Below are 11,336 nucleotides of genomic sequence, written 5' to 3' on the forward strand. Positions count from 1 at the left end.
CGGCGGCCGCATCTCCGAGAATGTCAGGTCACGCGATGAACGACGAATACGCGCCAAGGCTGCGCTATGCCATGATCGGCGGCGGCCGCGATGCCTTCATCGGCGCCGTGCATCGTCATGCTATCGCACTCGACGGACAGGCGGAACTGGCGGCAGGCGCCCTGTCTTCGACGCCCGAACGCGCCCGCAAATCCGGCCGCGCCCTTGGGCTGGCCGATACCCACAACCACGCAAGCTGGCAGGCACTGCTCGAAGCCGAACTCGCCCGCCCAGCGGCGGAGCGCGTCGACCTCGTCGTCATCGTCACGCCGACCGACACGCATTTCCCGATCGCACAGGCCTTCGCCGAAGCCGGCTTCCATGTCGTCTGCGACAAGCCGCTGACCCATACCGGCCAGCAGGCCACGAAGCTTGTCGAGACGGTCGCCCGCCGAGGCACCGTCTTCGGTGTCACCTACAACTACACCGGCTATCCGATGGTCCGGCAGGCGCGCGAGATGGTGCGCTCGGGCGCGCTCGGCCGCATCCGCAAGGTCGTGGTCGAGTACAATCAGGGCTGGCTTGCCACCGCGCTGGAGGCGACCGGCAACAAGCAGGCGAGCTGGCGCACCGATCCGGCCCGCAGCGGCATCGCCGGGGCACTCGGCGATATCGGCTCCCATGCCGAGAACCTCGTCTCCACCGTCTCTGGCCTTGAAATCGAGGAGCTGGTCGCCGATCTCGGCGCCCTCGTTCCCGGCCGCGCGCTTGATGACGATGCCAGCGTGTTGCTGCGCTTCCAGGGCGGCGCCCGCGGCGTGCTCGTCGCCTCGCAGATCAATGCCGGGCTGGAGAATGACCTGCGCCTGCGCGTCTCCGGCGAGAACGGCACGCTGGAATGGCGGCAGGAGGAGCCGAACCGGCTCGTTCATCATCGCCGCGAGGGTCCGACCGAGATATTCACGCGAGCCTCGCCCTGGCTCTGCGAATCGGCCCGGCGGGCCGGGCGCATCCCGGCGGGGCATCCCGAGGGGTTCATCGAGGCCTTCGCCAATATCTATCGCGGCGTCTTCGCCGATATCCGCGCCCGCAAGGCCGGCACGACGGCCGATCCGCTCGATGCCGACTACCCGACAGTAAGGGACGGCGCGCGCGGCGTGCGCTTCATCGAATGCGCCGTGGCGTCCTCGGCCGAGCGACGCTGGCTCTCCTTCTCAGGTTGAGCTCAGCGTCCGCCGGACACTGTCGCGCCAGCCGTTGACCTTGCGCTTGCGCTCGCTCGACGCCATGGCCGGCGAGAAGCGCCGTTCCAGCCGCCACAGATCGGCGAAACGATCGGGCTCGGGCAGCAAACCGGCGTCCAGCCCGGCGAGATAAGCGGCGCCCAGAGCCGTTGTCTCCAGCACATTCGGCCGATCGACCGGCAGGTCGAGGATGTCGGCGAGGCGCTGCATCGTCCAATCGGAAGCGACCATGCCGCCATCGACCCGCAGCACCGACTGCTTGCCGGCGCCGGCTTCCGGCCAGTCGGCTCGCATAGCTTCGACGAGATCGAGCGTCTGGTAGCAGACGCTCTCCAGCGCCGCCCGCGCGAACTCCCGCGGCCCCGAATTGCGGGTCAGGCCGAACATGGCCCCGCGTGCATGCGCGTCCCAATGCGGCGCGCCCAGGCCCACGAAGGCCGGCACCAGATAGACGTCCTGCTCGGGGTCGGCAGCCTCGGCCAACGGCCCGGTTTCGCTGGCCTTTTCGATGATGCCGAGCCCGTCGCGCAACCATTGCACCGCCGCGCCCGCGATGAAGATCGAGCCTTCCAGCGCATAGGTCCGCTTGCCGCCGAGCTGATAGGCGATAGTGCTGAGCAGGCGATGCTTCGAGCGCACTGGCTTGTCACCGGTGTTCAGCAGGGCAAAGCAGCCGGTGCCATAGGTGGATTTCACCATGCCGGGCGAGAAACAGGCCTGCCCGATCGTCGCCGCCTGCTGGTCGCCGGCGATGCCGCGTACCGCAATCGGGGCGCCGAACAGCTCCGGCGCCGTATCGCCGAAATGCGCGGCGCAGTCGCGCACCTGCGGTAGCAATGCAGCGGGGATGCCGAACAGGTCGAGCAGATCCGAATCCCAGACGCCGCGGCCGATATCGAACAACATGGTGCGCGCGGCATTGGTCGCGTCGGTCGCATGCACGGCCCCGCCGGTCAGGCGCCAGAGCAGGAAGCAGTCGATCGTGCCGAAGGCGAGCTCGCCGGCCTCGGCGCGACGCCGTGCTCCGGGGACGTTGTCGAGCAGCCAGGCGATCTTCGTGGCGGAGAAATAGGGGTCGATGCGCAGGCCGGTGCGCTCGGCGACAAGGTCCTCATGGCCGGCCGCGACGAGCGCCGCGCAGGCCTTCGCCGTGCGCCGGTCCTGCCAGACGATGGCGCGGTGGATCGCCCGGCCTGTGCGGCGGTCCCAGATCAGCGTCGTCTCGCGCTGGTTGGTGATGCCGATGCCGGCGATATCCCTGACGCTCAGGCCGCCCTTGGCGATGGCTTCCCTCGCAGTCGCCAGCACGCTCTCCCAGATATCTTCCGGCTCGTGCTCGACCCAGCCCGAAGCCGGGAAATGCTGCGGAAACTCGCGCTGGGCACTGGCCACCGCGCCGAGCGACGCATCGAACAGGATCGCCCGCGAGGAGGTCGTGCCCTGGTCGATGGCGAGGATATGTCTGGCGGCCATGTCGGTTCCCTGCCCCGTCTCTCGAGTCGGCGGAGACTGGCCGATCAGCCGGTCCCCGCGCAAGCGCGTCCCATGCGAATGTCGGGTAAGTCTCCCGCCCGGCAAGGTTCTGCTTGGCATGTCGGCTGCCCTGTAGTTAGCTTCATCACGAAGCAGGGCCGCGCCGGGTCGCGGCCCCTGTCCGCGCCCCGGGTATCGGACAGGTTGAGGGATTTGGATCGGTGGCGGTCGAGGACCGGCAACAACGGGATGTCGCGCCTCTGGCGCGACCGCAGAGACATGACGCCGATCCGCAGCGGAACGGCGCGATCCCGGTTGGTGCGTCCTTCAGGAGCTTTGCTCAACCCACCGACAACCGCCCGCAGCCCACGACCTATGCCGCGCTCGATCTCGGCACCAATAACTGCCGCCTGCTGATCGCCCGCCCGGCGCAGCACGGGTTTCGCGTCGTCGACGCCTTCTCCCGCATCGTGCGCCTCGGCGAGGGTCTGGCGGCCAGCAGCCGCCTTGCCGATGCCGCGATGGACCGCGCCGTCGAGGCGCTGAAGATCTGCCGCGGCAAGATGGCGAATCGCGGCGTCACCCGCGCCCGCCTCGTCACCACCGAGGCTTGCCGCGCCGCCACCAACGGGCTCGACTTCATCCGCCGCGTCGCAGCCGAAGCGGAGCTCGCGCTGGAGGTCATCGACCAGCGCACGGAAGCGGCGCTCGCCGTCTCCGGCTGCGCGGCTCTGGCCGATCCGGCGGCGGAAAGCGTCATCGTCTTCGATATCGGCGGCGGCTCGACCGAGATCGTCTGGCTCGGCGGCCGCAGCGAGGCGCGCGACCCCGCCGCCCGCATCCGCGAATGGGCCTCGCTGCCGATCGGCGTCGTCACGGTGGCGGAACGCTATGGCGGCATCGAGGTCAGCCGCGAATTGTTCGAGAAGATGGTCGAGGATTGCGCGCAGGCACTCGCCCCCTTCGCCAAGAAGGCGGCGGGAGCGCGCGACGCCCGCAGCTTCCACCTGCTCGGCACCTCCGGCACGGTGACCACCGTTGCCGGCATCCATCTCGACCTGCCGCGCTATGATCGGCGCGAAGTCGACGGGCTGTGGATGCACCAGCGCGACATTCTCACGGTGATCGACCGTTTGATCGAGATGGACTATGCCGCGCGGGCGGCGAATGCCTGCATCGGCCGCGAGCGTGCCGATCTGGTATTGGCCGGCTGCGCGATCTTCGAGGCGATCCGCCGCGCGTTTCCGAGCGAGCGCGTGCGCATTGCCGATCGCGGCCTGCGCGAGGGCATCCTGCTGCGCATGATGCATGAGGACCGCGCCTGGTGGCGACGGAAATAGGCTTTTGAGACGATGAGCACCGGAAAATCGGGCGGCAAAACCGGCGGCGGCAAGCCTGCCGGCGCACGCGACATGCGCGTCAAGGTCAAGAAGGCCGGCAAGCTCAAGCACTCCTCGCAGCTCTGGCTCGAGCGCCAGCTCAACGACCCCTATGTGAAGCGGGCCCGCGAGATGGGCTATCGCTCGCGCGCGGCCTTCAAGCTCGAGGAGATGGACGACCGCTACAAGTTCCTGAAACCCGGGCAGCGGCTCGTCGATCTCGGCTGTGCGCCGGGTGGCTGGTGCCAGATCGCGGCCAAGCGTATCGGGCTTGAGCAGGGCAAGGGCCATATCGTCGGCATCGACCTGCTCGCCGTGGACCCGATTCCCGGCGTCGATCTGATCCAGATGGATTTCATGGCCGAGGAGGCGCCTGGCCTGCTGACGCAGCGCCTCGGCGGCCGCGCCGACGGCGTGATGTCCGACATGGCCGCCAACACCACCGGCCACAAGAAGACCGACCACCTGAAGATCATTGCGCTGGCCGAGGCGGCCGTCGAATTCGCCCACAGCGTGCTGGCGCCGGGCGGCTTCTTCCTCGCCAAGCTGTTCCAGGGCGGCGACAGTGCCGAGCTTCTGACCATGCTGAAGCGCGATTTCACGACCGTCCGCAACGTCAAGCCGGCCGCGAGCCGCGCCGATTCCTCCGAGCTTTACGTTCTGGCGACCGGCTATCGCCGGCAGCAGCGGCCGGAAGGCGACGACGGCTGAACAAGAGCAAGCGGTGACGCAGCCCGTTCCGCGCATGATACCGGCGCTTCAGGCGATCCTCGACGCCGAGATCGCGCGAGGGAATTCCATCCTGAGCGTTGGTGACTGGCCGCCCGATTGCCGGCTCTTCGTCCAGCTCGCCCGCCCCTTCCGGAAGCGCTATCCGCTGCCGCCCGGCATCGCCTATGCCGCATTGAACGACCCGCATTACTGGAAGGCGGAGTACCGCACGGCCGATGGCGCCGAATGCCTCGCCTGCGGATTCTAGATTACCGTCACTCCGGAAAGACGTCGCGCGGCAAATGGCGCGGATCGTAGCTGCCCGGCGCGCTCCGCACGACCGAGTTCCAGATCCAGAAGCCGAAACCGCCGACGCCGATGAGCGGCCCGATGACCTCGAAGAAGCCGGCCTTGCCGCTCAGGCCGATATAGAGAACCATCAGGCCGGCGCCGCCGAAGACCACGGCGGCAATGAGCGCGACCACGATCATGAAGCGGTGGCGCCCTTCCGGGATGCCGCGCCGGAACGCGACATGGCGGTGCCCGCCCGCGACGAGGCGGCGATGCAGGTCCTCGATGAAGGCGGTGAAGGTCGTATCGCGCTGCGGATCATCGGCGCCCCAGGGGCCGCTGGAATGGACGAAGAGCGGCCGGCCGGAGGAGAAGGTCAGCTCGGCCAGCGCTTCCCAGGGCGATCGCGGCCCGCCATTGACGGATTGCAGGCGCACGCCGGTCAGCTTGGCGAAGGACCGCAAGCCGGAGCGGCCGTCGAGTTCGTAGGCGATGCCTTCGCCGCTGAGCGTCAGTTCGGTTTCGGCGAGCTTGAGCCGGGCCGCGCCGTCGCCGACGCAGAGCGTGTAGCGCGTCTCGTTCGAGGGCGCGGGCTCGGCTTGCATGCCTTGACCCTGCGGCAAGTCAGCGAAGCTGGCAAGCTAGTCGAGAGGCTTCTGCTCCGCGATCGCCTCGGCGGTGACCTTGCGCGCGCTGACCGGGACATGGCCGGAGACCTCGGCGCCGGCATCGGGAGCGAGCCGCATCATCCAGAGCACGGACGAGGCCGAGACCAGGCCGACGATGAGGAAGGCCGGCCAGAAATCGCCGGCCGCAAGCGTCTTGCCGCCATGCAGGACATGGGTCGTCTCCAGGGCGAAGGCGCCGATCGTCACGCCTATGCTCAACGAGAGCTGCTGCGCGACGCTCGACATCGAGGTCGCGCTCGACATGTCGCGATTGGAAACGTCGGCATAGCTCAACGCATTGATGCCGGTGAATTGCAGCGAGCGGAAACAGCCGCCGACCAGCAGCACGGAGAGGATGATCGCGTGCGGTGTCGTCGGGGTGAACAGTCCGGACGCCGCGAGGAAGGCGGCGCCGATCACCGAGTTGACGATCAGCACGCGCCGGAAACCGAAGCGCGCCAGGATCGTCTTCGCCAGCGTCTTCATGATCAGCGCGCCGGCCGCCGATACGAAGGTGATCAGCCCGGACTGCAGCGCGTCCAGCCCGAATCCGAGCTGCAGCATCAGCGGGAGCAGGAACGGAATCGCGCCGATGCCGGTCCGGAAGACCGAGCCGCCGATCACGCCGATCCGGAAAGTCGGAATGCGGAACAGCGACAGGTTGAGCACCGGATAGGGCACGCGCCGCGCATGGAACCAGTAGGCGACGAGCGCCGCCGCCCCGCCCAGCACGCAAGCATAGGACACCGCCTCCGGCACCAGATGGCGCCCGCCGGTATTGAGCCCGAGCATCAGGCTGGCGAAACCGCCCGAGGAGAGCAGGAAGCCGCGAATATCGAGGGGCGGCACGTCCTCCTCGCGGATGTCCTCGAAGAACAGGCTCGCCAGCACGATGCCGATCAGCCCGATCGGGATATTGATCAGGAAGATCCAGCGCCAATCAAAATAGGTGGTGATGAAGCCGCCCAGCGGCGGCCCGACGACCGGCCCCACCAGCGCGGGAATCGTCAGATAGGCGAGCGCGCCGACGATCTCGGATTTGCTGACGCTGCGCAGGATGACGAGGCGCCCGACCGGCACCATCATCGCCCCGCCCATGCCCTGGATGAAGCGCGCGCCGACGAAGGCACCGAGCGAATTCGATACCGCGCAGAGCAGCGAACCCAGCATGAAGACGCAGAGCGCCGAGCGGAAGATCGTGCGTGCCCCGAAACGATCGGCCATCCAGCCGGAGATCGGGATGAAGACGGCGAGGCTGACGAGATAGGAGGTCAGCGCCAGCTTCAGCGCGATCGGGTCCTCACCCAGCGATTTTGCGATCACCGGCAGCGAAGTCGCGATCACCGTCGAGTCGGTGTTCTCCATGAACAGCGCACAGGCGACGATCAGGGGCAGGAGTTTGGAGCGCTGCAAAGTTTCGGACCTTGGGACTTCGGGCCTTCCGCGCCGGTCGAATTAGGCGCGTATGAAATCATAAGCTCGGCTATTAATGCCATGCACACCAAGTGACGAGAGCGAAATGGCGCTTTGCAGCCGGTTTTGCCCGCTGCCGGCGCGCTTCCGTCATGCGCTGTGATTATGCCCCGGCAGCAAGCACAACGCCGTCATGCGCTGGCTTCACTCCTTCGGACGCGACGGCGCCCCCATCTCCTTGAAGCCCGGTCGCGCCGGGCCGTCGCGAGGGGCGCGCGCCGTTCACGTTCTGGAGAAGCGCCATGATCGATGTTTCACCTGTTTTCGCCGCCGCTCGCCGCCTCTCGCCCGGCCTGCCCGTGCTCGGTCTCGCCCTTGTGGCCGGCTTGAGCTGGGCGCCTCCTGCGGCTGCAACCGACATGATGAGCTGGCAGGCTGGCTGCCAGTTCAGGTCGATACCGCAAAGCGCCGGCGAGGCCATGCGCTACGACATGTGCCAGCGCCTGCAGACCTGCCAGCGCATGGCCGATGCCGGCGACCAGAGCATCGCCCGTATCGCCTGCTTCGGCTTCACGCCGGAGGCGCCCGCCGCGGCTCGCCGCACCCGCTGACACCGCGACGCTGCGGCAACGGCACCGCCACGTATCGGCGCCGTTGCCGCACTGCAAAAGAATCCCTCACCGAGCACTAGCGGTCCCGGCCCGCCCATGCTAACGGGCCTCGTCAACTCGGCACCGGGCCTTTCGCCCTGCCCCTTTGAAAAGCCGGCCTTGCCCGGCGTCGGAGTTGACGATGACGATTTCCCTCGACGGTCTGATTCGCGACGGTTTCACCTTCGATGACGTGCTGCTCGAGCCCGGCCCGTCCGAGGTCATGCCGGCGGATGTCGATATCCGCACGAAGCTCACCAAGACGATCTCGCTGAACCTGCCGATCATCGCTTCCGCGATGGACACGGTGACCGAAGCCCGCATGGCGATCGCCATGGCACAGGCCGGCGGCCTCGGCGTCATCCATCGCAATCTCGACGCCGACCAGCAGGCCGCACAGGTCCGCCTCGTTAAGAAGTTCGAATCGGGGATGATCGCCAACCCGATCACCATCCATCCCGACGAAACGCTGGCCGATGCGCTGGCGCTGATGAAGAACAACGGCATCTCCGGCATCCCGGTCGTCGAGCGCGGCCCGCAGGGCCACAAGGGCAAGCTCGTCGGCATCCTGACCAACCGCGATGTCCGCTTCGCTCAGAACCCGGCCCAGCCGGTCTCCGAGCTGATGACCAAGGAGCGCCTGATCACGGTGCGCGAAGGCGTCAATCCCGAGGAGGCGCGCCGCCTGCTGCACCAGTTCCGCATCGAGAAGCTGCTGGTGGTCGACGACCACTACCGCTGCATCGGCCTGATTACCGTGAAGGACATGGAGAAGCAGGTCGCCCACCCGAACGCCGCCAAGGACGTGCATGGCCGGCTGCTGGCCGCCGCGGCGACCACGACCGGCGACCAGGGCTTCGAGCGCTCGGAGATGCTGATCGATGCCGGCGTCGACCTGATCGTCGTCGACACCGCCCATGGCCACTCGGCCAAGGTGCTGGAGGCGGTCAGCCGGGTGAAGAAGCTCTCCAATTCGGTCCAGGTCATCGCCGGCAACATCGCCACCGCCGGCGGCGCCCAGGCGCTGATCGATGCCGGCGCCGACGCCATCAAGGTCGGCATCGGCCCGGGCTCGATCTGCACGACCCGCATCGTCGCAGGCGTCGGCGTGCCCCAGCTCACCGCGATCATGGATGCCGCCTCGGCCGGCGCGAAGGCCAGGGTGCCGGTCATCGCCGATGGCGGCATCAAGTATTCGGGCGACCTCGCCAAGGCGCTGGCCGCTGGCGCCTCCTGCGCCATGGTCGGCTCGCTGCTGGCCGGCACCGATGAAACACCCGGCGAGACCTTCCTGTACCAGGGCCGCTCCTACAAGGCCTATCGCGGCATGGGCTCGGTCGGCGCGATGGCGCGCGGCTCGGCCGATCGCTACTTCCAGCAGGACATCAAGGATTCGCTGAAGCTCGTGCCGGAAGGCATCGAGGGCCAGGTCGCCTACAAGGGCCCGGTCTCGAACGTGCTGCACCAGCTCGCCGGGGGCCTGCGCGCCGCGATGGGCTATGTCGGCGGCAAGGACCTCGAGGACTACCGCAACAAGGCCCGCTTCATCCGCATCACCAGCGCCGGCCTGCGCGAGAGCCATGTCCACGACGTGACCATCGTGCGCGAGAGCCCGAACTACCCGACCCGCTCTTGAGTCCGGGCGAGCTTCGTGCAGCACTGGCCTGAACTATCCAGGCCGGTGCTGGCACGAGGCGACGCATAACCATGACTCTCAAGCTGATCTACCCGACACTGGCGCTGATCTTCTGGATCTTCGTCGTCGGCGTCATCCTGGCGCTCCGCCGCAAGACCGCTTTCACCAGCGGCGCCGTCCGGCCCGACGAAGTGTCGGTCTCGACCGAGCGCTACCCGGTTCCGGCGCGGCTGGCGGCGGCCAACTTCACCAACCAGTTCGAGACGCCGGTGATCTTCTTCGCCGTCGTGATGGTCGCGATGGAGACCGGCGCCACCGGCTATGGCATGGCCCTCCTCGCCTGGCTTTATGTCGCGACCCGCGTTGCCCACACCTTGATCCATATCGGCCCCAACAAGCTCCCCCTGCGCGGCGCGGTCTACGGCATCGGCGTCATCGCGCTGTTCTGCATGTGGCTGGGCGTCCTGATCTCGGTGCTCTGAGCGACGCCCCACTCCGCGTTCCCGTTAAGCATTCCGTCCGTTTCCGGTGAGCACGCGCCCGGAAGCGTTGAAGCTTAACGAAAAGTAAACTACACCCCGGATGGCGGCGGACGGTGGACAAGCGTAGTTTGGAGTGACGCGATGTTGCGTGTCCGTGAAGTCCCGGCGCGGGTGTTCGCCCGCGACGGTGAGGGTCTGGCTGCCGTTTCCGGCAAGGCGAAGATGGTGCGGCGCAGCCCGACGGCGCGCCTGCTGGCGCTCGCCGCGCTCGGGATGGCGCTCGGCTCCGGCGGCATCGTGCTGACGGCGTCGATGGTCCAGGCCGAGAGCGAGGGCAGCGCGCGCGATTTCCTGATCCAGGAAGCGGCCCGGCGGCAACAGGGACGCGTGCAGAACGCGACCTACAGCTCGACCCGCTATGCCCCGCAGGCCAACGCCTACGCGCCCGCCGGCAATGGCTGGCGGCTGCCGCTCATGCAGGCACTGCCGGACGGCCGGCTCGCGCATCCGCCGATCGAGCTCAATCCCTTCCGCAAATCGACCCAGAAGACCGCCGACAGGCAGCGCAGGCCGGCCGGCACGACCGGCGCCTCGCTCGACGCGGTCACCGGCGCGGCGGACCGCGCCCAGACCTTCTGCGTGCGCCTCTGCGACGGCTTCCACTCCCCGATCGGCTATCTCCGCGCCAACAGCGACATGAAGGCTCATGAGGCGCTTTGCACGGCGATGAATCCAGGCGTTCCGGTCAAGGTCTTCAGGATGGCCGCCGGCGCGACCAGCATTGCCGACGCCGTGTCCACCGATGGCAAGCGCTATGGCGCCCTGCCCATGGCCTTCGGGTACGAGAAGGCGGCCGACCCGGCCTGCCGCGCGGCCATCGTCCAGCCTGGCGAGCGGCGCATCTCGTTGCTGCGTGACATCACCTTGCGGCCGGGCGACAGCGTCGTGCTCGACGGCAAGGTCTCGACCTTTACCGGCGGTTCGAGCTGGCCCTATAGCCGGCGCGACTTCCGCGATTTCCGTACGGCCTCCGAGCTCAGCAAGTCCCAGCGCAAGCAGATCGACGAGCAGGTCGGCATTTCCCGGATGGAAGCGCAGGCCCGCAGCGTCCGGCGCCAGATGCGCGTCCGAGAGGCGCAGTTGCAGGGCGACACCTTTGCCAGCGACGCCGCCCTTCGCGGCACGGTCGAGCCGACCACGCGCGAGCCGGTCCGCCTGATCCCGCTTGCGCTGCCGCAGCGATAGGTTTCTGGACTTTCGACGCTCCTTGTCCTTCCGGGGCTTCGCGCAGCGAAGAACCCGGAACCCACGACCGGGTGAAGCCTGAAAATCCGGATATAAGATGTTCTACCCAGTCGTGAGTTCCGGGTTCGCGCCTTCGGCACGCCCCGGAATGACAACGGCTGGCAC

General features: G+C 67.8%; 11 protein-coding genes. 8 read left to right on the forward strand and 3 right to left on the reverse strand.

Annotated elements, in window-relative coordinates:
- Nucleotides 1-35: 35 nt before the first annotated feature.
- Entirely contained in the window at nt 36-1,202 is a 1,167-nt protein-coding gene (locus Q9235_RS09100) for a Gfo/Idh/MocA family protein (protein ID WP_306226517.1), read from the forward strand.
- On the opposite strand, the gene glpK is transcribed toward Q9235_RS09100, so the two are convergent.
- A complete protein-coding gene (glpK, locus tag Q9235_RS09105; protein ID WP_306226519.1) occupies nt 1,194-2,696 on the reverse strand; it encodes a glycerol kinase GlpK in 1,503 nt (500 codons plus the stop codon). The genes Q9235_RS09100 and glpK overlap by 9 nt on opposite strands.
- Nucleotides 2,697-2,917: 221 nt before the next feature.
- Between glpK and Q9235_RS09110 the strand changes: the two genes are divergently transcribed.
- Genes Q9235_RS09110 through Q9235_RS09120 form a run of 3 tightly spaced genes read left to right on the forward strand, consistent with a single transcriptional unit; the run spans nt 2,918 to nt 5,054 of the window.
- The gene (locus Q9235_RS09110; protein WP_306226520.1) at nt 2,918-4,036 is read left to right on the forward strand and encodes a Ppx/GppA phosphatase family protein; all 1,119 of its coding nucleotides are present in this window, start codon (nt 2,918-2,920) and stop codon (nt 4,034-4,036) included.
- A gap of 12 nt (nt 4,037-4,048) precedes the next feature.
- Nucleotides 4,049-4,786 carry an RlmE family RNA methyltransferase gene (locus Q9235_RS09115; protein ID WP_306226521.1) on the forward strand — a complete coding sequence of 246 codons (738 nt, stop codon included), beginning with the start codon at nt 4,049-4,051 and terminating at the stop codon, nt 4,784-4,786.
- A gap of 13 nt (nt 4,787-4,799) precedes the next feature.
- Nucleotides 4,800-5,054: a hypothetical protein gene (locus Q9235_RS09120; protein WP_306226523.1), complete on the forward strand. Its 255-nt coding sequence runs from the start codon at nt 4,800-4,802 to the stop codon at nt 5,052-5,054.
- Nucleotides 5,055-5,061: 7 nt separating this feature from the next.
- Here the strand turns inward: Q9235_RS09120 and Q9235_RS09125 are convergent, their stop codons facing one another.
- Both Q9235_RS09125 and Q9235_RS09130 read right to left on the reverse strand, forming a co-directional pair.
- The gene (locus Q9235_RS09125) at nt 5,062-5,682 is read right to left on the reverse strand and encodes a hypothetical protein (protein WP_306226524.1); all 621 of its coding nucleotides are present in this window, start codon (nt 5,680-5,682) and stop codon (nt 5,062-5,064) included.
- A gap of 36 nt (nt 5,683-5,718) precedes the next feature.
- Nucleotides 5,719-7,158 carry a DHA2 family efflux MFS transporter permease subunit gene (locus Q9235_RS09130; protein ID WP_306226525.1) on the reverse strand — a complete coding sequence of 480 codons (1,440 nt, stop codon included), beginning with the start codon at nt 7,156-7,158 and terminating at the stop codon, nt 5,719-5,721.
- A gap of 302 nt (nt 7,159-7,460) precedes the next feature.
- Between Q9235_RS09130 and Q9235_RS09135 the strand changes: the two genes are divergently transcribed.
- The 4 genes from Q9235_RS09135 (at nt 7,461) to Q9235_RS09150 (ending at nt 11,171) form a co-directional block, all read left to right on the forward strand.
- Complete coding sequence (locus Q9235_RS09135) at nt 7,461-7,769, forward strand: hypothetical protein (protein ID WP_306226527.1); 309 nt, start codon at nt 7,461-7,463, stop codon at nt 7,767-7,769.
- A gap of 181 nt (nt 7,770-7,950) precedes the next feature.
- Nucleotides 7,951-9,444 carry an IMP dehydrogenase gene (gene guaB / locus Q9235_RS09140; protein WP_306226528.1) on the forward strand — a complete coding sequence of 498 codons (1,494 nt, stop codon included), beginning with the start codon at nt 7,951-7,953 and terminating at the stop codon, nt 9,442-9,444.
- Nucleotides 9,445-9,515: 71 nt separating this feature from the next.
- Nucleotides 9,516-9,926 carry an MAPEG family protein gene (locus Q9235_RS09145; RefSeq protein ID WP_306226530.1) on the forward strand — a complete coding sequence of 137 codons (411 nt, stop codon included), beginning with the start codon at nt 9,516-9,518 and terminating at the stop codon, nt 9,924-9,926.
- A 141-nt stretch (nt 9,927-10,067) separates the two neighbouring features.
- Complete coding sequence (locus tag Q9235_RS09150; protein WP_306226531.1) at nt 10,068-11,171, forward strand: DUF2865 domain-containing protein; 1,104 nt, start codon at nt 10,068-10,070, stop codon at nt 11,169-11,171.
- Nucleotides 11,172-11,336 lie beyond the last annotated feature (165 nt).

Source organism: Bosea beijingensis (assembly GCF_030758975.1).
Classification (GTDB): Bacteria; Pseudomonadota; Alphaproteobacteria; order Rhizobiales; family Beijerinckiaceae; genus Allobosea; species Allobosea beijingensis.